This window comes from Embleya sp. NBC_00888 (assembly GCF_045207655.1).
Lineage (GTDB): Bacteria > Actinomycetota > Actinomycetes > Streptomycetales > Streptomycetaceae > Embleya.
In genome coordinates this window covers 1,850,902-1,874,681 of record NZ_CP108785.1, presented here as the reverse complement: position 1 = coordinate 1,874,681, position 23,780 = coordinate 1,850,902, and the positions used below count along the sequence as shown (strand labels likewise).

23 protein-coding genes are annotated in these 23,780 nt (G+C 70.7%); 9 read left to right on the top strand and 14 right to left on the bottom strand.

All coding sequences use genetic code 11. From position 1 onward, the window contains the following. Positions 1-56: 56 nt before the first annotated feature. Positions 57-890, bottom strand: coding sequence for a hypothetical protein (locus OG948_RS42460; RefSeq protein WP_406300582.1), 834 nt, complete (start codon positions 888-890; stop codon positions 57-59). Between the two features lie 398 nt (positions 891-1,288). Further along, on the bottom strand, positions 1,289-1,933 hold the full coding sequence (locus tag OG948_RS42455; protein ID WP_331770324.1) for a TetR/AcrR family transcriptional regulator: 645 nt from the start codon (positions 1,931-1,933) through the stop codon (positions 1,289-1,291). 239 nt (positions 1,934-2,172) lie between these two features. On the opposite strand from OG948_RS42455, the gene OG948_RS42450 reads away from it, so the two are divergent. Then, positions 2,173-3,393, top strand: coding sequence for an IS110 family transposase (locus OG948_RS42450; protein ID WP_331770323.1), 1,221 nt, complete (start codon positions 2,173-2,175; stop codon positions 3,391-3,393). Between the two features lie 488 nt (positions 3,394-3,881). Here the strand turns inward: OG948_RS42450 and OG948_RS42445 are convergent, their stop codons facing one another. Beyond that, on the bottom strand, positions 3,882-5,444 hold the full coding sequence (locus OG948_RS42445; protein ID WP_331770322.1) for an NAD(P)/FAD-dependent oxidoreductase: 1,563 nt from the start codon (positions 5,442-5,444) through the stop codon (positions 3,882-3,884). A gap of 370 nt (positions 5,445-5,814) precedes the next feature. Here OG948_RS42445 and OG948_RS42440 point away from each other — a divergent pair, with 370 nt between their 5' ends. Beyond that, a complete protein-coding gene (locus OG948_RS42440; protein ID WP_331770321.1) occupies positions 5,815-7,419 on the top strand; it encodes a D-aminoacylase in 1,605 nt (534 codons plus the stop codon). A gap of 33 nt (positions 7,420-7,452) precedes the next feature. On the opposite strand, the gene OG948_RS42435 is transcribed toward OG948_RS42440, so the two are convergent. Continuing rightward, complete coding sequence (locus OG948_RS42435) at positions 7,453-8,439, bottom strand: aldo/keto reductase (RefSeq protein WP_331770320.1); 987 nt, start codon at positions 8,437-8,439, stop codon at positions 7,453-7,455. A 207-nt stretch (positions 8,440-8,646) separates the two neighbouring features. On the opposite strand from OG948_RS42435, the gene OG948_RS42430 reads away from it, so the two are divergent. Then, a complete protein-coding gene (locus OG948_RS42430; RefSeq protein ID WP_331770319.1) occupies positions 8,647-9,051 on the top strand; it encodes a helix-turn-helix transcriptional regulator in 405 nt (134 codons plus the stop codon). Between the two features lie 42 nt (positions 9,052-9,093). On the opposite strand, the gene OG948_RS42425 is transcribed toward OG948_RS42430, so the two are convergent. Continuing rightward, positions 9,094-9,681 (bottom strand): ATP-dependent Clp protease proteolytic subunit, encoded by a 588-nt coding sequence (locus tag OG948_RS42425; protein ID WP_331770318.1) that lies wholly within the window; start codon positions 9,679-9,681, stop codon positions 9,094-9,096. Beyond that, on the bottom strand, positions 9,678-10,301 hold the full coding sequence (locus tag OG948_RS42420; RefSeq protein ID WP_331770317.1) for an ATP-dependent Clp protease proteolytic subunit: 624 nt from the start codon (positions 10,299-10,301) through the stop codon (positions 9,678-9,680). Before OG948_RS42420 ends, OG948_RS42425 begins: the two co-directional genes overlap by 4 nt. A 203-nt stretch (positions 10,302-10,504) precedes the next feature. On the opposite strand from OG948_RS42420, the gene OG948_RS42415 reads away from it, so the two are divergent. Further along, positions 10,505-10,963: a YcxB family protein gene (locus OG948_RS42415; RefSeq protein ID WP_331770316.1), complete on the top strand. Its 459-nt coding sequence runs from the start codon at positions 10,505-10,507 to the stop codon at positions 10,961-10,963. Positions 10,964-10,999: 36 nt separating this feature from the next. On the opposite strand, the gene OG948_RS42410 is transcribed toward OG948_RS42415, so the two are convergent. Together OG948_RS42410 and OG948_RS42405 are read right to left on the bottom strand one after the other, a co-directional pair. Continuing rightward, positions 11,000-12,892 carry a HAMP domain-containing sensor histidine kinase gene (locus OG948_RS42410; protein ID WP_331770315.1) on the bottom strand — a complete coding sequence of 631 codons (1,893 nt, stop codon included), beginning with the start codon at positions 12,890-12,892 and terminating at the stop codon, positions 11,000-11,002. Next, the gene (locus tag OG948_RS42405; RefSeq protein WP_331770314.1) at positions 12,882-13,604 is read right to left on the bottom strand and encodes a response regulator transcription factor; all 723 of its coding nucleotides are present in this window, start codon (positions 13,602-13,604) and stop codon (positions 12,882-12,884) included. The genes OG948_RS42410 and OG948_RS42405 overlap by 11 nt, the downstream gene beginning before the upstream one ends. A gap of 121 nt (positions 13,605-13,725) precedes the next feature. Between OG948_RS42405 and OG948_RS42400 the strand changes: the two genes are divergently transcribed. From OG948_RS42400 to OG948_RS42385, 4 genes are read left to right on the top strand one after another with little or no spacing between them, the layout of a single operon-like run. Further along, complete coding sequence (locus OG948_RS42400) at positions 13,726-14,379, top strand: hypothetical protein (protein ID WP_331770313.1); 654 nt, start codon at positions 13,726-13,728, stop codon at positions 14,377-14,379. Continuing rightward, positions 14,366-15,709, top strand: a complete 1,344-nt coding sequence (locus tag OG948_RS42395) for a peptidoglycan-binding protein (protein ID WP_331770312.1) — start codon at positions 14,366-14,368, stop codon at positions 15,707-15,709. The genes OG948_RS42400 and OG948_RS42395 overlap by 14 nt, the downstream gene beginning before the upstream one ends. Next, positions 15,706-16,578: an ABC transporter ATP-binding protein gene (locus tag OG948_RS42390; protein ID WP_331770311.1), complete on the top strand. Its 873-nt coding sequence runs from the start codon at positions 15,706-15,708 to the stop codon at positions 16,576-16,578. The genes OG948_RS42395 and OG948_RS42390 overlap by 4 nt, the downstream gene beginning before the upstream one ends. 53 nt (positions 16,579-16,631) lie before the next feature. Next, complete coding sequence (locus OG948_RS42385; protein WP_406300581.1) at positions 16,632-17,816, top strand: ABC transporter permease; 1,185 nt, start codon at positions 16,632-16,634, stop codon at positions 17,814-17,816. 81 nt (positions 17,817-17,897) lie between these two features. Here OG948_RS42385 and OG948_RS42380 read toward each other — a convergent pair whose 3' ends face one another. The 6 genes from OG948_RS42380 to OG948_RS42355 form a co-directional block, all read right to left on the bottom strand. Beyond that, positions 17,898-19,343: a S28 family serine protease gene (locus OG948_RS42380; protein WP_331770309.1), complete on the bottom strand. Its 1,446-nt coding sequence runs from the start codon at positions 19,341-19,343 to the stop codon at positions 17,898-17,900. An 819-nt stretch (positions 19,344-20,162) separates the two neighbouring features. Beyond that, the gene (locus tag OG948_RS42375; RefSeq protein WP_331770308.1) at positions 20,163-20,318 is read right to left on the bottom strand and encodes a hypothetical protein; all 156 of its coding nucleotides are present in this window, start codon (positions 20,316-20,318) and stop codon (positions 20,163-20,165) included. Positions 20,319-20,401: 83 nt separating this feature from the next. After that, positions 20,402-21,214: an SDR family oxidoreductase gene (locus OG948_RS42370; RefSeq protein WP_331770307.1), complete on the bottom strand. Its 813-nt coding sequence runs from the start codon at positions 21,212-21,214 to the stop codon at positions 20,402-20,404. An 86-nt stretch (positions 21,215-21,300) separates the two neighbouring features. Beyond that, positions 21,301-22,101 (bottom strand): amidohydrolase family protein, encoded by an 801-nt coding sequence (locus tag OG948_RS42365; protein WP_331770306.1) that lies wholly within the window; start codon positions 22,099-22,101, stop codon positions 21,301-21,303. 121 nt (positions 22,102-22,222) lie between these two features. Further along, entirely contained in the window at positions 22,223-22,444 is a 222-nt protein-coding gene (locus tag OG948_RS42360; protein WP_331770305.1) for a hypothetical protein, read from the bottom strand. Between the two features lie 12 nt (positions 22,445-22,456). Further along, a complete protein-coding gene (locus OG948_RS42355) occupies positions 22,457-23,170 on the bottom strand; it encodes a fatty acid--CoA ligase family protein (RefSeq protein ID WP_331770304.1) in 714 nt (237 codons plus the stop codon). A 7-nt stretch (positions 23,171-23,177) separates the two neighbouring features. On the opposite strand from OG948_RS42355, the gene OG948_RS42350 reads away from it, so the two are divergent. Further along, complete coding sequence (locus OG948_RS42350; protein WP_331770303.1) at positions 23,178-23,549, top strand: helix-turn-helix domain-containing protein; 372 nt, start codon at positions 23,178-23,180, stop codon at positions 23,547-23,549. The last annotated feature ends 231 nt before the right edge of the window (positions 23,550-23,780 follow it).

Sequence of the window (23,780 nt, the reverse complement as noted above, 5' to 3'; positions counted from 1 at the left end):
TCCGGGCGGCTGCGGACCCGTCCGGCAGCGTCCGACACCGTCCGGCCGTGGTTGCCTCAGGTGAGGCTCGACGCCGTTTGCCACATGGTGTACGAGTATTCGCCGGTGCTGCTGATGCCGAAGGTGCCGAACCGGCCCTCGCTGGTCTGCACGCAGTACGGCTTGCGCATGTTCAGCTTGCCGAAGTCGGTGGTCCACGCGTCGGGTCGTACGGTGACGCAGTCGGACAGGGTCGGCTTGCCCTCGCCCGAGTGGTTCGCGTACACCGCGCCGTGCGCGCCGGAGGGGCCGCCGAGCGTCACGTGCAGGTCCGTGCCCTTGCGCGAGCCGGAACGTTTGTCCGTGTCGAAGTCGAAGTCGGTGTACTTGCCGGCCGCCAGCACCCGGAACTTGCCCGAACTGCGCGTGGGTTGTTCCAGGCTGTCGACGACGGCGACGGTGGTGGGCGTGTCGGAGGCCGCGTCGATGGTGATCAGCTTCTTGCTGGGCTCGAAGGTCTGGATGGTCCGGCCGTTGGTGATCACGTGCACCTTGCCCGCGTAGGCGACCTTGTACCCGGTGTTCTGCACGGTGGCGCCGACCTTTCGCCGCACCACGATCGTCCAGTCGTTCTCGACGGCCTTGGTCCCCACCTGGGTCACGGCGCCTCCCGACCCGGTGGCGCCGGTCAGTTGGTCGAGGAGGATCGGCCCGACGACCGACACCGTGAGCTTCAGCGCCTGCTGGATCGTGATCGCGCCGCCCTGCGCCATCATGATGCGGGCGACCTCGACGGTCAGCGCGGGCGCCGCCTGTTGCACGACCACCCCGCAGGCGACCAGTGATCCCGCGACGGACCCCACGCACAGGGTTCTGCCGAGGACGTTCGCGCGTGCCATGGTGCCTGACATCCCGGTACCCCCACTGCTTCACCGCGACCGAAAACCGGTGCGGCCCCCCAACGGCCACCGCGTCACGCGCGGAACCGATCCCGTTTCAGGCTAGGGCGCATCGCCCTCGTTCGTGAGGGTTTCCGGCGGACGCACGTCGGGTTCGCCGCGAGGGCGCGAGCGGACGTCCGACGCGGTGAGTCGGGCGCGCCCGTATCGTCCGCGCCTCGAATGTCGTGTTGTCACGTGGTCGACGCCTACGCGGCGGGATCGGCGGTGAGTAGCACCGAACGTTGATCCTCGGCGGGCGGGTTCGGGGCCGAAGTATGTTGTGGTGAACGGATGTTCGGTCGGATGGGCGGTCGTGGTGGGTGCGATCGCCATGCGCGTCGTGAGTACGCGCGGCCGACGGAGGGTGGTCAGTCGGCGCGGTCGAGGTGTGCGCCCGCGGTCAGGGTCAGGAAGCGGTCGACGGCCGTGCGGGCGCGCCGGTCGAGGTCGGTGGGCGGGAGTTCGCCGAGCAGGACCCGGATCTGGCTGTCGGCGACGACCAGGCCGTAGAGGAGCCGGAAGGCGTCCTCGGGATCGTCGATGGCCAAAACGCCGTCGGCGGCGAGGTCGGCGAGGTAGCGGGCGACCATGGGTCCGGTGGTGTGCCGGCCCTGTTCGAGCAGCGTCTCGGCCAGCTCGGGCGCGGTGATCGCGGCGCGGTTGATGGCGACCGAGCGCGGCCCGAGCAGAAGCCGCAGCAGACCGGTGGCGAAGCCGGTCAGGGCCTCGCGCGGGGGGAGGTCTCGGGCGAGGGCGGTGGCGGCGCGGGCGTTGGTCTGCTCGGCCTGGTGTCGGATCAGCTCCGCGAACAGGCCGCGCTTGTCGCCGAATCGGCTGTACAAGGTCTCCTTGGAGGCGCCGGCGCGGCGCGCGATGCCGAGCATGGTGGCGGCGGTGTAGCCCCGTTCGGCCAGTTCGGCGAAGGCGGCCTCCAGTATCGCGGTCCGGCGCCCCTCCTCTTCGCCCAGGCGCGGGCGGCCCCTTCGGTTTCGGGGTTCGGGTCCGGCGCTCATTAGAGGACCATCCTTTGTGCAGCCTTCACGAGTAGGGTTGTGACCTCTCGGTCCCGGTGGGTGCACGGCCTGTGGCGCGAGCCGTTCGACGGCCAAAGTGAGTTCCGCCGGCCCCACCGGACCGAGGCCGTCTGATCGGCTTCAGGGACACGCCCCACAGAGGGCCGATTAATGAGCTCCCGGCAGACGACCTCACCCCCGAGCAGGTGCTCCATCACAGGCACAGGAGTACTTCTTTCGTGTTCATCGGATGGGACTGGGCGACCGAGACCCACGACGTCACCGTCATGGACGACACCGGAAAGCGCGTCGACCGCTGGGAGTTCGCCCACACCGAGGAGGGGTTCACCAAGACCCTGGCCCGACTGCGGAAACACGGAGCCCCGGCGGATCTCCCGGTCGCGATCGAGACCACCCGCGGTCTGGCGGTGGACCGACTCCTCGCCGCCGGGCACCCGGTGGTACCGGTGCACCCGAACGCCTTCCACGCGATGCGGGCGCGTTGGGGCGCATCCAAGGCCAAGACCGACGCCGGCGACAGCATGAAACTCGCCGACTACCTGCGCACCGACGGCCACATGCTGCCCCGCCTGGAACCCACCGAGCAGGCCACCATGGACCTCCAGGCGCTCACCCGACAGCGCGCCGACCACATCGAGGCCCGCGTCGCGGCGACCAACCAACTCGCCGCGCTGCTCGACATGCATTGGCCCGGCGGCAAGGCGGTGTTCGCCGACCTCGACAGCGACATCGCCCTCGCGTTCCTGGAGCGATACCCCACCCCGGCCTCCGCCGCCAAGTTGACTGCCGGACGCCTTCAAGCCTGGTGCAAGCGCCGGGGTTACTCGGGCAAGCGACCCGGCAGCGTGCTCATCGAACGTCTGCGTTCGGCCCCGACCGCGGCCTCCCGGCTCGGCGAGGTGGTCGTCGAGCGGCTGATCCGCGTCCAGGTCCAACTCGTTCAGGGCATACGCACAACCATCCGCCTGCTCGACAAGGCCATCGCCGACGCGGTCGAAACCCACCCCTACGCACCGCTGTTCGCGTCCATGCCACGCATCGGCAAGGTCAACCTCGGCCAGATCGTCGGCGAGATCGGCCCGCTCCTGGAACGCGCCCGGACCTGCGAACAACTCATCGCCGAGGCCGGCGTCGTGCCCGTCACCCGCGCCTCCGGCAAGTCCCGCGCGGTGACCTTCCGCTTCGCGACCAACCGAAGAGCCCGCCTCGCCCTGACCACCTTCGCCGACAACAGCCGACACGGCAGCGAGTGGGCCGCGAAGATCTACACCGACGCCCGCGCCCGCCAGAAACGACACCCCCACGCCACACGCATCCTCGCCCGAGCCTGGCTGCGCGTCATATGGGCCTGCTGGCGCGACGGAACCTGCTACGACCGCGAAACCCACCAAGCCAACGGCAAAATCAACATGGCCACCAGTAAGTCCTCGGCTGCATAGAGGTTGACTCAAGGAACTCACTTGTCCGGCCTTTCGTTCGTGGCGTGTCGGTCCGGTTCTCGCTTCCGGCTCGGGTGCGGCGCGGTCTCGGTCTTGGGCTCGGTCTCGGTCTCGGTCTCGGTCTCGGTCTCGGTCTCGGTCTCGGTCTCGGTCTCGGTCTCGGGCGTTGACAAGAGTACCCGGCGGTTCGATTATTAATCGAACCTGAGAGTACGATTAATTGTCGGGAGACCAATGTGCCCCGTGCCCTGCCAACGGGTCTGGGGGTCGCGCTCCTCGCCATGGGCGCGATCACCGGCTTCTTCTACGCCTACGAGGTGTCCGTCACGGGCGGCCTCGCGAAGGTGGACGACGACACCTACGTATCCGCGATGAAGGCGATCAACAGCGTCGTGCGCAACGGCCCGTTCGCGTTGTCGTTCTTCGGCGCGATCGGGTTCACGGCGGTGGCCCGTCCCGGCCGGGGCCTGTTCAACGCGCGGGCCTGCTCAACGCGCGCGTCGGGTCGGACTCGTCCGGAGGACCGCCATGGCCGCGTTGTGGCCGGGGATACCGCTCACGCCGCCGCCGCGGCGCGCGCCGGCCCCGCAGAGCAGGACTCGCTCGTGGGCCGTCTCGACGCCCCACGTGCCGTGCCTCTCGGCGTCCTGCGCGTACGGCCAGGACAGGTCCCGATGGAAGATGTGCCCCGCCGGCAGCCCGAGTTCGTGCTCCAGGTCGAGCGGCGTGCGGACCTCCAGACACGGGTTGCCGTCGCCGTCGCGCAGCAGGCAGTCCTCGATCGGCTCAGCCAGGACGCTGTCGACCGAGTCGAGCATCGCGCGCAGCGCCTTCGCCCTGGCGCCATCGTTGTCGTCGGCGAACAGCCGCGCGGGCATGTGCAGGCCGAACAGCGTCAGCGTGTGCACGCCCGCCGCCCGGGGACCCGGACCCAGGATGGAGGGGTCGGTGAGGGTGTGGCAGTACATCTCGCCGGGCGGCAGGGTCGGCATCCCCCCGGTCGCGGCCCGGTCGTACGCCGCCGCGAGCTGCGCGTATCCCTCGTTGACGTGGAAGGTGCCCGCGAAGGCCCGGCGCGGGTCCGCGAGCGGGTCACGCAGCCGCGGCAGTCGGGCCAGGACCATGTTGACCTTGAGCTGGGATCCCTCCGGCGCGGGCCCGTTCGGAGTGTCGCCGAGGAGCCGGGCCAACGTGTCGGGAGCGACGGCGGCCAGCACGTGCCCGCCCGTGACGCGACAGTCCCGGTCGCCGATCGTGTACCGCACCTCGCCGTCCGGATCCACGGCGGTCACCGACGCCCCGGTGAGCAGCCGCGCGCCCGCGGCGCGAGCCGCGTCCGCGAGGCCCGAGGTGACGGCTCCCATGCCGCCGACCGGTACGTCCCAATCTCCCGTGCCACCGCCGACCACGTGGTAGAGGAAGCAGCGGTTCTGCCGCAGCGCGGGGTCGTCCATCGGGGCGAACGTGCCGATCAGAGCGTCCGTCGCCACCACGCCGCGCACCGTGTCGTCGGCGAACTCCGTCTCGATCAGGCCCGACAGGGGCTGCGCGAACAGTGCGTCCCACAGGCGTTCGTCGTCCACCACCCGGCGGAATTCGGCCGCGGGGCGCAGCGGTTCGGTCAGGGTGGGAAACACCCGACGGGCCAGTCGCGCCGTGGCCGCGCCGAAGCGCTCCCACGCGTCGGCCTCGCGCGGGCCGGCGAAGCGGGTGAGTTCGGCGCGCGTGCGTTCGTGGTCCGCGGCGTCGACGAGCAGGCCCCGAGCGCCGAGCGGGGTGTACGAGCCGACCCGGCGTCGGCGCAGCGTGAGGGGCAGCCGCAGGTCGTCGACGATCTTGCGAGGCAGCAGACTGACCAGGTAGGAGTATCGCGACAGGCGCACGTCGACCCCGGGGAACGGCCGGCACGACACCGCCGCACCGCCGACTTCGTCGAGCCGTTCCAACACCAGGACCGAGCGGCCCGCCCGCGCCAGGTACGCGGCCGCGACCAGGCCGTTGTGCCCACCCCCGACCACGACGACGTCGAACCTCGCACCGTCACGCACCACGTACGCCTCCGGAATCGGCGATCTCGGCCTGCCCGACAACCACGCACAGCAGCGTAGGGTCCGGCGTCGCGGCCGGGTAGCGGGCGCGCGGTCGGGTCGGCGTCGGGGCGGGCGCGCCCGGACGGGGGCGGTGCCCCGGTCGAGGCGTCGTCCTCGGGCCGTGGCCCCGTCCCGTCCTCGTCCTCCCGTCCCGTCCTCGTCCTTGTCCTCCGGTCGTGGCCCCGCCCCCGTCCTCGTCCTCGTCTTCGTACGGATGGACACACCTTCGACGTATCGCTCGTGCCCGGGCCCGAACCCCGTGGGCGTGGCCGCGGCGATACTGAGGGGCGCCACCGGGGAACCGGCCCACCCGTACTCGAAGAGGTTCCGTATGCAGGTCGATCTCGTTGTCCGCGAAGGATCCGTCGTCGACGGAAGCGGATCGCCCGCGTTCGACGGCGATGTCGCGATCGACGCCGGGCGGGTGGTCGCGATCGGGGATGTCGGCGCGACCCGGGGCCGCGACGAGATCGACGCGCGAGGCTGTGTGGTCTGCCCCGGCTTCGTCAACGTGCTGAGCCATGCCTACTTCACGCTCCAGACGGACCCCCGGGGCCTGTCGGACCTCTACCAGGGCGTCACCACGCAGGTCTTCGGCGAGGGCGTCTCGCTCGGTCCGGTGGCCGGCGTGATGACCGAGGGGATGATGGAGTTCGGCGCGGTCCCCGAGGGAACCCGCCGCTCGTGGCCTCGGTTGCGGGAGTTCCTGGAGGAACTCCAGTCGCGCGGTGTGGGCCACAACGTGGCGAGCTTCGTCGGGGCGGACAATCTGCGGATGTCCGTCGCCGGTCTCGAGGATCGTCCGCTGAGCGACGACGACATCGGCAGCGCGTGCGCGCTTCTGGAACAGGAGCTGGCGGACGGTGCACTGGGGGTCGGCTCCGCGCTGATCTACCCGCCGGGAACCTACGCCGCCACGTCCGAACTCATCGCCTACGCACGCGTGTTGGCACGGTACGACGCCCTGTACATCTCGCACCTGCGCAACGAGGGCGATCGCCTCCTGGAAGGCGTCGAGGAACTCCTCGACATCGCCCGGGCCTCCGGCGCGCGTGCCGAGATCTACCACCTGAAGACCGCGGGCCGTGACAATTGGACCAAGATGCGCGAGGTCCTGAACCGGATCGAGGCGGCCCGGGCGGCGGGTGTCGACGTCACCGCCGACATCTACCCCTACGCGGCCGGCAGTACGGCGTTGGCGTTCGCCATCCCACCGCCCTTCCACCTCGGTGGACCGGAGCGGCTCCGCGAGCGTCTCGGCGATCCGCGAGAGCGGTCGCTGATCGCCGACACGGTGCGCGACGGCGGCGATTGGGAAAGCCTGTGGCGGATGAGCGGCGGCGCCGAAGGCGTGGTGATCCTGTCGAACCATCCGGACATCGGTGTCACCCCCGGATCCACCGTCGCGGAGATCGCGAAGGCCCGAGGCGACGTCGACCCGGTCACCACCCTGCTGGACATCGTCCTCGCCGCGCCGCACGCCGACGCGGCCTACTTCATCGGCAACGAGGACAACATCCGACTCGCCTTCGAGCGGGACTGGGTGTCGGTGGGCTCGGACTCGGACGCCCCCGCGGTCGACGAACGCTTCGCCGACCATCCCGTGCACCCTCGGGCCTTCGGAACCTTCGCCCGGGTGCTGGGTCGCTACGCGCGCGACGAGGGGATCGTGCCGCTGGAGCAGGCCGTACGGCGGATGACGAGCCTGCCCGCGACGACGCTGCGCCTGCGGGACCGAGGAGCGCTCCGGGTCGGGGCACACGCCGACGTGGCGATCTTCTCGGCCGAGGACGTGCTGGACACGGCGACGTACGCGAATCCGGCAAGCTACGCCCGCGGCATGCGGCATGTCCTGGTGAACGGGACCGCCGCACTGCGCGACGGGCGACCCACGGGCGCGTTGGCCGGTCGAGCACTGCGACGCGACGTGTCGTGACCCACGATCCCCGGGGTGCGACCCGAGGCGGGCTCAGCCGTCGACGAAGGTGAGGCTGGTCGCGTCGTAGCGGGTGCCCGCGATCTGCTCGGGCGGAGCGGCGGCCTCGATGGCGGCGAGGTCGTCGGCGGACAACTCGACGGTCAGGGCCGCGAGGTTCTCCTCCAGATAACGCCGGCGCCGGGTGCCGGGGATCGGGACCACGTCGTCGCCCCGGTGCTGCACCCAGGCCAGGGCGAGTTGCCCGGCGGTGACTGCCTTGGCCGCGGCCAGTTCGTTCAGCTTCGCGACGATCGCCAGGTTGCGTTCGAGGTTGCCGTCCGCGAAGCGCGGCTGGCTGCGCCGTACGTCGGTCTCCGCCAGTTCCTCGACCGAGTTGTACCGGCCGGTCAGGAAGCCGCGCCCGAGGGGGGAGAACGGGACGAGCCCGATGCCCAACTCGCGGCAGACCGGGGCGATCTCCGGTTCCAGGTCGCGGGTCCACACCGACCACTCGCTCTGCAGAGCGGTGATCGGGTGTACCGCGTGCGCCCGCCGGATGGTGTTCGCGCCGGCCTCGGACAGGCCCAGGTGGCGGACCTTCCCGGCGCGCACCAGGTCGGCCATGGCGCCGACGGTCTCCTCGATCGGCACTCGCGGGTCGACCCGGTGCTGGTAGTAGAGGTCGATGTGGTCGACCCCGAGCCTGCGCAGCGACGCGTCGCACGCCTGCCGTACGTAGGCCGCGTCGCCGCGCACCCGGGTGGGTTCGCCGAGGCGGTTGGCGAAGCCGAACTTGGTGGCCACCACCACCTCGTCGCGACGCCCGGCGATGGCCCGCCCGATGAGCTCCTCGTTGTGCCCGGCGCCGTAGAAATCCGAGGTGTCCAGGAGGGTCACCCCGAGGTCGAGGGCATGGTGCAGCGTCGCGATCGACTGCTCGTCGTCCGTGGCGCCGTAGGCGTGGCTCATGCCCATGCAGCCCAGGCCCTGTGCGGAGACCGTCAGTTCCCCCAGGTGTCGGGTGGGTGTTTCGGTCATGTCGGTGCCTCCCGCGTTCGTGATCGTTCGCCCACGACGCTAGGTGTTGGAGTGCACTCCATGTCAATCGCGGTGCACCCCACGGCGGTCGGGCACGAACACGGTCGGCACCTACCGGTGGTCGCGGTCGTCGCGGTGCGCGGCTCGCCGGATTCCGCTGCGGGCGGACAACTTCGAAACAGGGCGAGGGGCGGCCTACCATGAGGCATGGCCGAGACCGCCCCACCGCTTTCGCCCCGTGCCGCCGACGACAAGCGTCCGCCCCGTGCCGCCGACAACGGGCACCGCGCACCCGAGCCGCGGCGCGCTGCCGCGCCGAGCCGCGAGCCGTTGTGGCGGCACGCGCTCGGTGAGCAGCTTCGTTCGTTGCGACACGATCGCGGCGAGACACTCGTCGAGACGGCGGGCCGCGCGGGCGTGTCGCCGCAGTACCTCTCCGAGGTGGAACGCGGCATCAAGGAGCCGTCGAGCGAGATGATCGCGGCCGTCGGCGGCGCCCTGGGGGTGAGCCTCGTCGATCTGACCCTCGCGGTCAGCGAGAACCTGAGGAGCACCCGGCCGGTGGGCCGTTCCACCCCGGTCTGCCATGCCGCCTTCGCCCTGGCGGCCTGACCGTACGCCGTCGGGGAGCGGGGGCGCGCCGGTCGGGGCGCCTCAGCGCTCCTCGAGCACGACGTCGACGAGCCCGTACTCCTTCGCTCCCGTCGCGGTGAAGACCCGGTCGTGGTCGGTGTCCGCGCGCAGGGTGGCCGTGCTCTGACCGCTGTGCCGGGACAGGATGCGCTCGATGTCCGCGCGGACACGCACCACTTCGTCGGCCTGCAGGATCAGGTCCGGGATCGTGCCGCGTCCCTGCGCGGCGGGTTGATGGAGCACCACCCGCGCGTGGGGCAGGGCGGCGCGCTTGCCGGGTTCGCCCGCGGCGAGCAGGACCGCGCCCACCGCGACGGCCTGCCCCACGCATGTGGTGGCGACCTCCGAACGGATGTACCGCATGGTGTCGTACACCGCCAGCATGGCGCTGGGGTCGCCGCCCTCGCAGTTGATGTAGAACTGGATGTCGCGTTCGTGGTTGTCCGCCTCCAGGAACAACAACTGCGCCACGAGCGCGTTGGCCACGCCCGCGTCGATGCCGGTCCCCAGGTAGATGACGCGCTCGGCGAGGAGGTGCGAGTACACGTCCATGATGCGTTCGCCGCGGGAGTCGCGGGTGATGACGTTGGGAATCGTGTAGGTACTCATCGCGACACTCCCCGGAATCCGGCGTTCTGCGGGCTGCGGCGGGCGCCGCGCGGTGCGACCTCGTGGAACTCCTGCACGATCGCGTCGATGAAGCCGTAGTCGAGGGCCTCCTGAGCGGTGTACCAGCGGTCGTGCAGCGAGTCCTCGAAGATGCGCTCGACGGGCTGCCCGGTGTCCTGCGCGATGAGGCCGAGCACCGTGTCCCGGGTATGCCGGAGATCGTTGGCCTGCAACTCGACGTCGACGGCGGTCCCGGCGATCCCGGCGGAGCCCTGGTGCATCAACACCCGGGAGTGCGGCAGCGCCCGGCGCTTGCCCGGTGTTCCCGCGGAGAGCAGGAACTGGCCCGCGCTGTAGGCGATTCCGAGCACCAGCGTGGACACGTCGCACGGGACGAGGCGCATGACGTCGCGGATCGCGAGCATCGAGGGCACCGAGCCGCCGGGCGAGTGAATCCACAGCGCGATGTCCTCGGAGGGGTCCTCCGCCGCCAGGTTGAGCAACTGCGTCGTCAGCAACGTGCCGTTGTCGTCGTCCAACGGGCCGTCCAGGAGCAGGACGCGCTTGGCGTACAGCTCGTTTCGGGTGCGTTCGGGGAAAAGCTTCGTGTCATCGCTCATGCCTCCACCCTGGGCCGCCGCACACGGTGGTTCCAAGCCGATCTGCCCTGAGCGGATCCGCTCAGGGCTTATCCGCTCACAGCGGATCCGGGCGTGGATTTCCCGATCCTGTGGCCGGGCGGGGGGAGTTGTCGACCGGGGTCGGCCGGTGGCCGTGGAGGGCCGCCGGATCGGGTGTTCCGCGCTCCCTCTAGCATCCGCACATGCTGATCTCGACGACGTATACCTACACGTGGCGGACCGGTGCCGCGGCTATGTTCGCGGCATACCGGAAGTGGGGCCGCGGGGGGTTGGTCGCGTTGCCCGCGGTCGCGCTCCTGGCCGTCTTCACGCAGGAGGGCCTCATGCGTGTGTGGCTGTTCTTCTTCGTGTTCGCCCTGTTGTTCCTCCATGCCAGGCAGGTGCGCGCGCTGATCAAGCAGGGCGCGATCGACATCGTGCTCGACGACGAGGGATTCACGCGCGAACGGCCCGGCGTGGGTTCCACGAGCATGCGCTGGTCGGCCACCCTGGGTGTGCGGCGAGAGTTCGGGCTGCTCGTGATCCGCACGACGCCGCGATGCGTGACCGCCGTGCCCGAGAGTGCGTTCACCGCCGAACAACTCGCCCGGCTGGACGAGTTCATCCGGGAACGCGATGCCGCGACGGCGTCCACCGGGTAGCTCGACGGCTCTCGCCTCGCCGGGGTCGGGTGGCGCTCAGGTCGGCAGGCGGATGGTGAAGACCGAGCCGACGTCGGGGGTGCTGCGGGCCGTGATCGTGCCGGCGTGGGCGTGGGTGAGGCGGTGGGTGATGGCCAGGCCCAGGCCGCTGCCGCCGGTGCGGCGGTTGCGGGACTTGTCGGCGCGCCAGAACCGGTCGAAGACGTGCGGGAGGTCGTGGGCCGCGATGCCGGTTCCGGTGTCCGTCACCTCGAAGACGACCTGCGGTCCGTCCCGGTACGCGTGCAGGGTCACGCTCCCGCCCCGCGGGGTGTGTCGCACCGCGTTGGACACGAGGTTGCCCACCATCTGGCGCAGCCGTACCGGGTCGGCCGGAACCGACAGGTCAGCTTCGCCGCGCACCACCAGCGCGACGTCGGCCGCCGTGGCCCGGGCCAGGTGCGCCGCCGCGACCTGTTCGCACACCTCGAGCGGCGACACCGCCTCCAGCCGCAGGCCGAGCCGGCCCGCGTCGGCCTCGGCGAGGTCCTGGAGGTCGTCGATCACGTGTTGGAGCAGCAACGCCTCCTCCAGGAGCGAGGACGTCAACGCGCGGTCCGGCGCCACGACTCCGTCCTCGATCGCCTCCAGCCAACCGCGGATGTTGCTCAGCGGCGTCCGCAACTCGTGGGCCACGTCGCCGACCATCTCCTTGCGCTGTTCCTCCATCCGGCGTCGGTGCTCGGACATGTCGTTGAAGGCCTCGGCGAGCCGGCCGATCTCGTGGTTCGCGGTGAGGTCCACCCGGGTCGCGTCGTCGCCGTCGCGCATGCGCTGGGCCGCGTCGGTGAGCGCGGTCAGCGGCCGGATCAGCCGGGCCGCGACCAGGCCGGTGAGCGCCGCGGTGAGCAGCAGGATCAGCGCGGCGACGCCGGCGATGCGTACGGTGTCGGCTCGGCTCAGGTCGAACACGGGCGCCGTGGAGCCGTCGTGGTCGCCCACGAACAACAGCGTCGCCGGCACGACGTAGGGGGTGAGTTGCTCGCGCCGGGCCGTGTCGACGCACGCGGCGAGGTCCCGGCCGGCGCCGGGCGCGGCGTTCTTGTCCCAGGTCAGGTCGAGCCCGAGGGTGAGCGGCGCGATGTGTCTGCGCTGAAGGCAGGCCGCGAACAGGCCGTTGAGTTCGGCCAGCGCCTTCGTCTCGGTCGCGGTCGGCGCGTTCGGGCGTTCGAGGCCGCAGCGTTCGCCGAGCACACCAGTCGAGGCCCGGCCGTTGCCGGGTCCGGGGCCCTCGGCCACCACGCCCGGGCTGCTGCGGGACGCCGCGGCGGGAGCGGGACTCGACGGGGTCACGACGGGGCCGGTGGGGTCGGCCGACCCGGTGGATCCGCCCACGATCGTGACGACCGAACGCCCGTTCGGGCGCTGCTCGATGTCTCCGGAGCGTCCCGCGGCGCGCAGGCACTGCACGACCGCGTCGGCCTCCCCGCGCGACTGCGCGCGTTCGGCGTCCGTGAGCCGGAACGGCCCCACCGCCTCGGGGTCGATCCGGTCGGATCCGGTCGTGGGTACCAGTGCCGCGTCGACCGCGAGCGGGTCGACCACGGCCGACGGTCGGCTGAACGGCGGCGACGCCGGCCCCGCGTCGGAATCGGCGATCGGGACACCCTCGCGCGTGGCCAGCGCGATCCGGCGGCCGGTGTCCCGGGACAGATCGCGCAGGATCGGCTCGACGCCGGTCCACTGCGTGTGGGTGGCCGCGTACGTCGACAGGGTGCGGTAGATCCGGGTGTCGTCGGCCAGGACCCGGCTCTGCCCCTCCCGGATCGCCCCCTCGGTGGTCTGCGCCGCCAGCCACGCGGTCGCCGCCACCGCGCACGCCGCGACCAGGATCGAGGAGGCGAGCAGACGCACGAGCAGACTCCGGTGCAGCGGGACCCTACGCGCCACCTCGGCGCTCCCGGTCCGTGTCCGTGCCGGGCTCGCCCATCTTGTAGCCGACGCCGAACACGGTCAGCAGATACGCCGGGCGCTGCGGGTCGGCCTCGATCTTGCGACGCAGGTTCATGATGTGTACGTCGATCGTGCGAACGGTCACGTAGCGGTCGAAGCCGTGCGCCCGATCGAGCAACTGCTGTCGCGTGTAGACCCGGCCCGGCTCGGTGATCAGGGCCTCCAGGATCCGGAACTCGCCGGGCGTGCAGTCCACGCGACGCCCGGCGACGGCCACCTCGTGCCGTACCGGGTCCACCGAGAGGTCGCCGACCCGCAACACCGGATCGGGCGGGCTCGCCGGACGCGCGCTGCGGCGCAGCAGCGTGCGCACCCGCGCCATCAGCTCACGCGGGCTGTACGGCTTGGTCAGGTAGTCGTCCGCGCCCAGGTCCAGGCCGAGCAACAGGTCGTCCTCGGTCGAGCGCGCGGTGAGCATGAGAATCGGCAGGTCGCCCTCCCGGCGCAGGACGCGGGTGACGTCCAGGCCGTCGACGCGCGGCATCATCACGTCCAGGACCAGGATGTCCGGCCGCTTCGTCCGGGCCGCGTCGATCGCGTCCCGACCGTCGTGGACGACGGTGACGGCATGACCCTCGCGCTCCAGGTACAGGCGGACCAATCGGGCCTGCTTCTCGTCGTCCTCGGCCACCAAAACGTGCGCGCACATGCGCCGATGGTAGGTGCTGTGACCGGACCCGATCGCCTTCCGGCCCAGGTCATCCCGGTTCCGATCCGATCCTGACCGGTACCTGACAGGTTTCTGACATCCGGGCGACAACATCGCGGTCATGGCTCGATTTCACTCCCGTACCGCCCTCGCCCGCCGCTCGCGTTCGGCCGGTTTGTCCGCTCTCGGACTGGCCGCACTCCTCGTGCTGACGGCGTGCGGCGGTGACGACTCCGGCAAGTCCGCCACCGAGGTCGCCTCGCTGCCCACCTCCGCCGCCACGCCCAAGGACCCGGCCGCCGCACCGGTCGTCCCCGCCGCCCCGGGTGGATCGGGGGCCGGGCCCGCGACGAGCGCCGGCGGCGGTGCGTCCGACGGGCCCGTCGGCGGCCGGCCGCAGCGCCGCCTGGACACCTCGGAGGAGGAGGAGAAGCGCATGTGGGCCGCGTACAACGCGTGCCTGACCGCCAAGGGCGTCGACACCCAACAGTCGGGCTCCGAGGCGGGGGAGATCGCGCGGAACAAGAGGTACGCCCGCGAGTTCAAGGAGTGCGAGATCAAGTTGCCGCTGCTCCCGCCGGAGATGGACCCGAAGTCGAACCCGAAGTACAACGACGGCATGCGTGACTGGGTCAAGTGCATGACCGCGAGGGGAGTGAAGACCAAGCTCGTGTCCGGCGGGTGGGAGTACCTGGAGGCCCCCGCGATGAGCCAGACGCAGAAGCTCAAGATCGAACAGGAATGCAAGATGGAGGCCTTCGGTGGCAAGCGCTGACGACGAGGGCGCCGGCACCGTCGAGTTCGCGGAGCCGGCACGTGCGCGCCGCGGCAGACGTGTCGTGCTGATCGCCGTGGTGGTGCTGGCGCTCGGCGGCGGCGCCGCGTTCGCCGTGGCGAGCCGGGACGGCGGGGCGGACGGTCCGGCGAAGGCGTCGACCGGGGTGAGCACGGCCACCGTGGAGCGGATCGACCTGTCCGACGCCCGTGACCTGCCGGGAACGCTCGGGTTCGGAACGGAACAGCCACTCAAGGCCGGCCGCAAGGGCATCGTGACGTGGCTGCCCAAGAGCGGGGACACGATCACCCGGGGCAAGTCGCTGTATCGGCTGGACGATCGGCCGGTGTCGCTCTTCTACGGGGCGACGCCGATGTTCCGAGCGCTGGGCAGGACGGAAGGGGACGCGGCGGGCGGCGGCACGGCCGGTAAGGCGGACCCGAAACAGGCGGACCCCAAAGAGTCCGACACCGGACAGTCCGACGCCAAACAATCGGATCCCCAGCAGTCCGATGCGAAGCGGACGGATGCCAAGCAGGCCGACCCCAAGCAGGCCGACCCCAAGCAGGACACCGGCAAGAAGGACGTCGCCAAGCCCCCGCAGGGCCGCGACGTGCGGATGGTCGCGGACAACCTGAAGGCCCTCGGCTACGACATCGGCACCCAGCCGGGCGGCACCGCGACGGGTGAGGCGACCTGGACTCCCGCGCTGTCCGCGGCGGTCAAGAAGTGGCAGAAGGCGCTCGGCGTCCCACAGACCGGGGCGCTGGAGGTCGGCGATGTCGCCGTGTTGTCCGGCGAGATCCGCGTGGGGGCGCTGTCCGCCGCGCTCGGCGACGACGCGTCCACGGCACCGGTGATGATGACCGTCACGCCGACGGCCAAGGCGGTCAGCGTGTCCGTCGCCGCGGCCGACATCGGCTCGATCGCCGTGGACACGCCGGTGACCGTCGTACTCCCGGACAACACCGAGGTCCGCGGCACGGTCTCCGGGGTCGGCCGCAGCGCCGAGCACAAGGACGCCGGAACGGGTGGCCCGGGCTCGGATGCCGGCGGGGCGAAGATGACCGTGACGGTCACCCTCGACGAGGCCGGCGCGGTCGGGAACCTCGACGCGGCCGGCGTCCAGGTCCGCTTCGTCACCGAGACCAGAAGGGGCGTCCTGGCCGTGCCGATCGGCGCTCTGGTCGCGCTCCGCGAGGGCGGGTACGCCGTGCAACTCCCCGCCGGCCGGCTGATCGCGGTCAAGACCGGCCTGTTCGTCAAGGGCATGGTCGAGGTCGAGGGCGGCGGCCTGGAGCCGGGCCTGCGGGTGGTGACCACGTCGTGACACCCGTCCTGGAGGTCGTACACGCGAGCAAGGCGTATCCGGGCGGTGTCAAGGCGCTCGAGGACGTGTCGCTGGCGATCGAATCCGGCGAACTCGTGGGCATCGTCGGCCCGTCCGGCTCGGGCAAGTCCACCCTGCTCAACCTGATGGGCACGTTGGACACCCCGACGGCGGGCACGGTGTCGATCCTGGGCCACGACGTCGGCGTGCTGTCCGACCGTCGGCTCTCCGCACTGCGCGGACGCCTGCTCGGTTTCGTGTTCCAGCAGTTCCACCTCACCGATGGGCTCACCGCGGCGGAGAACGTGGCGACCGGACTGCTGTACGCGGGCGTCCCGCGCCGTCGTCGCCGGCCGCTGGCCGTGGAGGCGCTCGGCCGGGTCGGCCTGGCCCGCCGCGCCGAGCACCGGCCCAACGAACTCTCCGGTGGCGAACGTCAACGCGTCGCGATCGCCCGGGCGTTGGTCAACGCGCCCGCCCTCGTCCTCGCCGACGAACCCACCGGCGCGCTGGACACGGCGAATGGACAGGCGGTCCTGGAATTGCTGAACCAACTCAACGCCGAGGGCGCCACGATCGCGATCATCACGCACGATCGGGACATCGCCGCCGGACTGCCGCGCCGCGTGGAGATCCGCGACGGCCGACTCGTCACCGACTCCGGGCGCCCGGCAGCCGAAGCGCCCGAGGGCTCCGCGGCATCGGAGGTGTCGGAGGTGTCGGAGGCATTGGAGGCGTCGCAGACGTCCGAGGGCTCCGAAGCGCTCGAAGCGTTCGGGGGCTCCGGAGCGTACGCAACATCCGAAGTGCCCGAAGCTCCAGGGCCGTTCGTGCACGTGCCGCCCACGACCGTGGGAGGTCGGAAGTGAGCCGGCGCGCCCGCTCGGCGCGAACGGGCAGGGTGGGCGACCGGACCCGACCCGTGCGGCTGGCCCCGGGTGACATCCTGCGGCTGGGCCTGCTCGGGATCCGCACCCGCAAGATGCGCGCCGCGCTGTCCGCTCTGGGCATCTCGATCGGCATGGCGACGATGATCATCGTCATCGGCATTCCGGCATCGAGCCAGAAGGCGCTGATGAACGAACTCTCCGCGATGGGCACCGACACCCTGCGCGCCGAACCGCAGCCGGATCAGCAGCCCCCGATACTGCTGCCCGAGGCCGCCGACGCGATGGCCGCCCGGATCGGCCCGGTCACCCTCACCAGCGCGGTCGCGAACACCCATGCCCTGGTCCGTCGTTCGGACCGGATCGATCCCAACGACGGCTCGGGCCTGGCGGTGTTGGCGAGCCGGCCCAATCTGCTCGAAGCCATCCACGGCAAGGTCCGCTCCGGCCGCTTCCTCGACGCGGTCACCGAACGTTTCCCGACCGTCGTACTCGGCCACGAGGCCGGCCGCCGCCTCGGCTTCGACACGTTGACGCCGGGCCAGGCGCCACCCCAGGTCTACATCGGCAACCGGTGGTTCACCGTCGTCGGTATCCTCGCCCCGACGCCGCTGGCCCCCGACATCGAGCGCGCCGTTCTGGTCGGCTGGGAGACCGCCCGGACCACCCTGGGCTTCGACGGCCACCCCACCGTCGTCTACGTTCGCTCCGCCGAATCGGCCATCGAAGCCGTTCGCGCGGTCCTGGCCGAAACCGTGCACCCGGCCCTGCCCGGCATGGTCCAGGTCAGCCGCCCCTCCGACGCCCTGGCCGCGAAGCGCGCGACCGAGAACACCTTCTCCGCCCTGTTCCTGGGTCTGGCCGGCGTCGCCCTCCTGGTCGGTGGCATCGGAGTGGCCAACACGATGTTCATCTCCGTTCTTGAACGCCGGAAGGAAATCGGCCTGCGCCGCGCTCTGGGCGCCAACCGCGGTCAGATCCGCGGTCAGTTCCTCACCGAATCCGTTGCCCTGTCCACCCTCGGCGGCGTCGCCGGCACGGCCCTGGGGGTGGCCGCGACCATCGGCTACGCCTGGTTCCAACACTGGCCCGCGGTGGTCTCGCCGGCCTCGGTCGCGGCGGGCTTCGGCGGCGCGATCCTGGTCGGCATGGTCGCCGGCGTCTACCCCTCGATCCGCGCCTCCCGGCTGACCCCGACCGAGGCACTCGCCGGCACGTGACCTCCCTCCGTCACCGGGTCACGGCCTGCGATCGGACACCGTGACCCGGCGCGGGCGTCGCATCGCCCACCGGGGTCGGGGTTACACCCGAGCCCACCGGCGCAGCGTGGCGGTCGCGGCGGCGGCATCCGCGGGGGAGAGGGCCCCGATGGTCAGACTGTGGCCGGTGTGCGGCGCGATCCGGATCTGCGTGTCACGGCTGCCGGGCCCGAGCCGGAACGGCTCCGCGCGCGTGGGGTCGTTCTCGCCGTAGAGGAAGAGCATTTCGCTGCTCCGGGACCGCACCCACCGGTCGATGTCGCGCATCGCCCCGGGCTGGAAGCGCAGTGGGATGTCGCGCGGTACGTAGCTGCGCACTTCCTGGATCCCGGGATGACGCAGCAGGCCGTCGAGATGGGGCGCGGCGACCTGCGGGTATCCGAGCTGAGTGCCGAGTTGGTAGAAGTAGGGCTGGAAGAACTCGACGCTGCGGTCGGTGTAGACACCAAAGCGGGTGATCCCGTCGAGCCACGCGTACAACTCGTCGGAAGTCGCGGCCGGAGTGGGCACACCGGCGCACTTCGGCTCGCCCGCGTACATCCAGAACATCATCGGCAGGCGCAGGACCGCCAGTTCGAAGGCCTTGTCGACACTCCCGAGCGTGTCGAACGTTTCCCCGTTCGCCTGGGCCCATTGCCCGTAGCGGGCCACCAACTCGTCGCGCCGCACGAGCGCTTCGCGTTGCGCTCCCTGCAGCGCCGCCCGGCATTCGGGGGTGCCCACGGTGGCGAGGAACCTGTCGTACGCGCTGTCGTCACGGTCGTCGGTGTTGTTGGGCGCGGAGTAGACGACGCTGCCGTCGACGTCGTTGGGATAGAAGCGACGGTGGTAGACCGTGGTCATGCCGCCCTTGCTGCCACCGGTGGATATCCACGCACCCCGGTAGATACCCTTCAACGCCTGGATCAGCCGGTGGTGATCGCTCGCGGCCTGCCGGATGGTCAGGTTCGCCAGGTCGGCGGGCTCGGGTCGGGACGTGCCGAAGTAGCGCTGTTCGGTGTAGATCTGGTTGCCGTCGAGCAGGGTGGCCGGATCGGAGCGGAAGCCCGGCCCCGCGCCGAGGTCGTATCCGCTGGTGAACAGGACCATCGGTCGCTCGACCGATCGGTGTTGCAGGCTCAGCCGCTGTTCGAAGGAGCCCCGCTCGGGGTGCTCGTGATCGATCGGCTGACGGTAGGTCAACTCGAAGTAGCGGATGCCCGGCGCGGCCGGCTTCTCGCCGGTCACCCGCATCCCCGGGATCGCCTCGATCCGGGTCCTGATGTCGGCCTCGGCCTGCCGCGTGTCCGCTTGCGGGGTGCCCGCCGGCAGTGCCCCGGCCGGCGCAGCCGCGCCGGAACCCACCAGGCCGAGCACCACGGAGAACAGCGCGAGCGCCGCAAGTCTGCCTCGTGCGGGGCGGATCGAGCCGCCGCGCCCGGGTGGTGGTGCCACCCGGAGGTCGTCGCGGGCCGGGTTGTTCGGTGTGTTCGTCGTCGTTCTGGTCATGGGGCAAGCAAAGCCGGAGCCGCCGGGTCGGCGGATCCCCGAGCCGGGGGAACGGCCTCCCCCGCCCGGGGGAGGCCGCCCGCCGAGCGGCCTGCCAGGATGTCATCGGGTGCCGTCCTGCCAGGCCGGCGCGTCCGTCCGGTCTTGCCGATCGCTTCGAGGACGAGAACGTTCATGGACGCGTCGAGGTCGACGGACCGCCGCCGCTCGAGGGTCTCTCGCCAGAGGAGACACCGCAAGCGTTACCCCGCCAGCGAGTGGCGCCGGGAACCCTGCCGGATCTGCGGCAAAGTCATGCGGATGCAGATCGGCCGGCGCCGCCCGCTCTGCTCGTCGGCCTGCCGACGGACCGCCTACCTCGAACGACAGCAACGCGACCAACAGGCCGCTGAGGCGCCTTCGAACCCGGAGGGCGACTTACCGCCGGCTTGTCCGGTCTGCGAAGTCCCTGGCACCGAGCACCGCGAAGAGCCGACGACGCACGTGCTCGCAACGCTGCCGCCAGTCCGCCTACCGCTGGAGAACAAGACCACTGCGTACACCGGACCCGCCCCGCAAACCGGAACTGACGCCTGCCCGCACATGCGAGATCTGCGAACAGCCGCTGCCTCCTGGCCGCGGACAGTCACGGCGCCGCACGTGTTCAGCCCGATGCCGTCAGCGGGCCTACCGGTCATCCGGAGGGCAACGCGCGGCGACAACCCCAAGCCCCGTCCCGTTGCCGGGACCTGCGGCTCCACCCCATACGGTCGGGGCGAGGGCCGGCTGCCGTACGCCGACACCCACCACGGCGCACGGGGCCGACGGAAACGCCCCCGCCTACGGCGGGGGCGTCGTCACCGGCCACCACGGGGTGCGCAGCCGTTCCGACAGGTCGAGGGCCGCCGGGTGCGGGAGGGACGCCGCGTCGACGACCATGACGGCGGCCGGTGAGTCCTCGATGACGTGGTGCAGGAAGTCGCCGCGCAGGTCCATTCGTCACCTCCCGCGATGACGGCCGGAACGACGCGCACACCTCGTCGGCTTCTCGCCTTCAGCAGCTCACGACGAGGTCCGCCTCAGGCTTTCGCCTTGCCTCCCGGTGCGGTCGGCGAGCCGAAGCCGCTGCCGACGCTGGATCCGCCGTCGACAGGGACGACCGCGCCGGTCACGAACCGCATGTGGGGCGAGACGAGAGCACTCACCAGGTCGGCGAATTCGCGCGGCTCGCCGATCCGGCCCAGCGGGACTGTCCGCCCCAGGGTGTCCTTGGACAGCCCCGGCTGCCTGTCGAACGTCTTGTTCATCAGTGGCGTGTCGAAGTAGCCGGTCGATAGTGTGTTGACGTTGATGTCGAGGTGCCCGATCTCAAGTGCCAGCGTCTGCGCGTAGCCGATCACCGCCGACCACACGGCCACAGGCGCGGCCATACCCGCGGCCGGACGCCGAGTGACGCCGGACACGACGTTGAGGATGCTTCCGCCCTCGCTCGTCATGTACGGCAGGGTGGCCCGCACCGACCTGACGACGTAGAAGAAGTGCCGTTGCAGAGCCGTCATCCACACGTCGTCGGTGAGCTCCGAGATCGGGCGGATCGGCGGGCCTCCGTCGTTGGTGACCAGCACATGGACGGCGGGGCCGAACCGCTCGACGGTCTCGGCCGTGACCCGGTCGAGGTCTGCTGCGTCCGAGCAGTCGGCGGCCAGGGCGAGGATCCGTTCCTCGCCGTACCGGTCGGCGAGCCGCTTGGCGGCGGCGGCCGTCTTCTCCGCGCGCCTCGCGAAGATCGTCGCCGAGGCGCCTTCCTTCAGCAGACGGTCGGCGATCGCGTATCCCAGGCCTTCGCTGCCGCCGCCGACGATGGCCACCTTCCCGGTCGGTCCGAGGTCCATCAGTCGACTCCGATCGTGGAAAGGAACGCTTCTGCGCTGCGGTGGAAGACGTCGTCGAGGACGTCCGGCGCGAAGCCCTGGTCACGTCATTCGTCCGCGAGGTGCTCGTGGCTGAGCATCGGGTAGTCGGCTCCGAAGAACACCCGCTTGCGCAGCCTCTTGCCGATCTCGCGCTTGAGCTCGTCGGGGTAGTAGCGCGGGGCCCAGCCGTGCAACTCCAGGAAGACATTCGCCTTGTGCAGGGCGACGGCGATCATCTCCGACTGCCACGGCCAGGCCACCCGGGCCGCGATCACGTTCAGGTCGGGATACCTGGCCGCGATACGGTCGACGTAGCGCGGATGGCAGGACTCGAGAGTGATGCCCATGCCGCCGCGCGTCCCGGCCCCGAGTCCGGTCATCCCCACGAGCATCAGGACCGGACGATTGGCCTCGACACACAGGTTCAGGCACTTCTCCCATGGCGGCTCGTCCGGCAGACCGGCGTCCGGGGCGAACGGGTGCAGCGAGAGACCGACCAGTCCCGGCCCGTCATTGAGGCAGCGCTCGAACTCCTTGACGTGTTCCGGCTTCGACGGGTCGATGCCGATCCAGTTGCCGAGGACCACGTCGGGGTGGTTGCGGGCGAAGTCGAACGCGTAGTCGTGCTGATCGCGTACCGCGCCGACGTCCATCTTGTAGGTGTACGCGAAGTCGAGCATCACCCGGGCATTGGCCCGGCGGAACTGGGCCGCCTGCTCCTCCTCGCTGACGAATTTCATGTCCCATTTGAAGTAGCCGCGCAGTGCGTCCCGAGCCGCCTGAGTCTCGAAGGGACTGCCCTTCCAGCCTTGCTCGGTGCCCCAATGGGAGTGGAAATCCAGTAGTCGGGGTGATGGTGCGCTCACGTCGAGCACCTCTTTTCGTGCTGTGCCGGGTATGGCAGAGAGAGTGTTCTTTCGCTCAGGTCCTGCGGCGGCGGTACGGCAGTGAATCGACGCGTCCCGGAACCGGCGGTGGCGTCCGTGCTCATCCCGCCGAGGCGTCGGACGCGGCGGCCGCCGTACGGCGCCTTTCGACCTCGTCGGCGAGCTCACGCTTGAGCACCTTGCCCGTCGGTCCGAGCGGGAAGGACTCGAACAATTCGACGTGCTGGGGCAGCTTGTACTTGGCGACCGAGTTCTGCACGAAGGAGATGACGTCGTCCATCGTGGGACTGGTACCGGGCCGAGGCACGAGGCAGGCACACACGTTCTCGCCGAACTAGTCGTCGTGGACACCGATCACCGTGACTTCCGCGACGTCCGGGTGCTTGGTCAGCACTTCCTCGAACTCGCGGGGCCATATGTTGGCGCCGCCATGAATGATCATGTCTTTGGACCGGCCTGAGATCGTGAGCCTGCCGGCGGCGTCGAGGTAGCCGCGGTCCCCGGACCGGAACCAGCCGTCCGAGGTCCAGCTCTCCTGGTTCTTGGCCGGGTTGCGGTAGTAGCCGACCGTGATCGCGGGACCGCTCTTGACGATCTCTCCCTCGGTGCCGACGGTCACGTCCTCGTCGTTCGCGTCGAGAACGCGCACCTGCATCCAGGGATAGGGCCGGCCCACCGTGCCGACCCATTCCTGATAAGGCTCATCCGGGGAAGTGCACGAGGTGATACCGGATTCGAGCATGCCGTACAGGTCGACCACCGGGCACCCCAGCCGCTCATTGGCCGCCCGAAGTACCTCCGTGGGCGTCGACGACCCGCCCGTTTCCACCACGGTCAAGGACGACAGATCCCGTGTGTCGAGACTCTCCTCGGACAGAATGGCGATGAGAGCGGTCGGTGCGGCGATGAAGGCGTTCACCTTGTACCGCTCCACAAGGTCCAGCAGGGCAGTCGGACGGAACTTCTCCATCAGGACGATGCGGCACCCCGCGAGAGCGGCTTCGAGCAGCGCGAAGAAACCGGCGTTCAGACCGACGGGCAACAGCACGAGGAGTGTGGAGTCACCGTCGACGCCTCTCTCCGACTGCCCGGCCCGTCTGACGGTCGAGATCGTCGCCGACAAGTGGACGGCGGTCGTGCTCTACGGCCTCAGCGAGGGCCCGGTGCGCCATGGCGATCTGGTGGAGATGATCGGCGGCATCTCCCGCAAGATGCTCACCCAGACGCTCCGGCGACTGGAGTCCCACGGACTCATCCGCCGCCACGCCTACGCCGAGGCGCCGCCCCGCGTCGAGTACGAACTCACCCCGCTCGGAGTGACACTGCTCGACCCGATCCACCAGCTGACGGAGTGGGCGAGGGCGAACGGCGAGGCGGTGCTCGATGCGCTTGACGCCGACCCCGAGCCGGTCACCAGCGGCGGTTGAGACCGACAAGGCCGCCTGCACGCAGGCGTTGAGCGTTCAGCGGCTGATCCACCACCGCTCGGTGACCGCCTGCGAACCGCTTGGTGACCGCCCGCGAAAACACCCGCAACCGCGGACGCAGCCGCCGGCTCAGCTGTCCCCGCCCGTACCGGTGAGCACCTCCACGGCGTGGCGTCGGTGCGCGGCGAAGAGGCTCAGCGCCGAGTCGGTGCCACGGGCGCGCAGCGCGGA

What these genes read in the sequence shown, in the direction of transcription:
- OG948_RS42460 (WP_406300582.1), bottom strand. Translation starts at nt 890, where the DNA reads ATGTCAGGCACCATGGCACGCGCGAACGTCCTCGGCAGAACCCTGTGC.
- OG948_RS42455 (WP_331770324.1), bottom strand. Translation starts at nt 1,933, where the DNA reads ATGAGCGCCGGACCCGAACCCCGAAACCGAAGGGGCCGCCCGCGCCTG.
- OG948_RS42440 (WP_331770321.1), top strand. Translation starts at nt 5,815, where the DNA reads ATGCAGGTCGATCTCGTTGTCCGCGAAGGATCCGTCGTCGACGGAAGC.
- OG948_RS42435 (WP_331770320.1), bottom strand. Translation starts at nt 8,439, where the DNA reads ATGACCGAAACACCCACCCGACACCTGGGGGAACTGACGGTCTCCGCA.
- OG948_RS42430 (WP_331770319.1), top strand. Translation starts at nt 8,647, where the DNA reads ATGGCCGAGACCGCCCCACCGCTTTCGCCCCGTGCCGCCGACGACAAG.
- OG948_RS42425 (WP_331770318.1), bottom strand. Translation starts at nt 9,681, where the DNA reads ATGAGTACCTACACGATTCCCAACGTCATCACCCGCGACTCCCGCGGC.
- OG948_RS42420 (WP_331770317.1), bottom strand. Translation starts at nt 10,301, where the DNA reads ATGAGCGATGACACGAAGCTTTTCCCCGAACGCACCCGAAACGAGCTG.
- OG948_RS42415 (WP_331770316.1), top strand. Translation starts at nt 10,505, where the DNA reads ATGCTGATCTCGACGACGTATACCTACACGTGGCGGACCGGTGCCGCG.
- OG948_RS42405 (WP_331770314.1), bottom strand. Translation starts at nt 13,604, where the DNA reads ATGTGCGCGCACGTTTTGGTGGCCGAGGACGACGAGAAGCAGGCCCGA.
- OG948_RS42400 (WP_331770313.1), top strand. Translation starts at nt 13,726, where the DNA reads ATGGCTCGATTTCACTCCCGTACCGCCCTCGCCCGCCGCTCGCGTTCG.
- OG948_RS42380 (WP_331770309.1), bottom strand. Translation starts at nt 19,343, where the DNA reads ATGACCAGAACGACGACGAACACACCGAACAACCCGGCCCGCGACGAC.
- OG948_RS42375 (WP_331770308.1), bottom strand. Translation starts at nt 20,318, where the DNA reads ATGGACCTGCGCGGCGACTTCCTGCACCACGTCATCGAGGACTCACCG.
- OG948_RS42370 (WP_331770307.1), bottom strand. Translation starts at nt 21,214, where the DNA reads ATGGACCTCGGACCGACCGGGAAGGTGGCCATCGTCGGCGGCGGCAGC.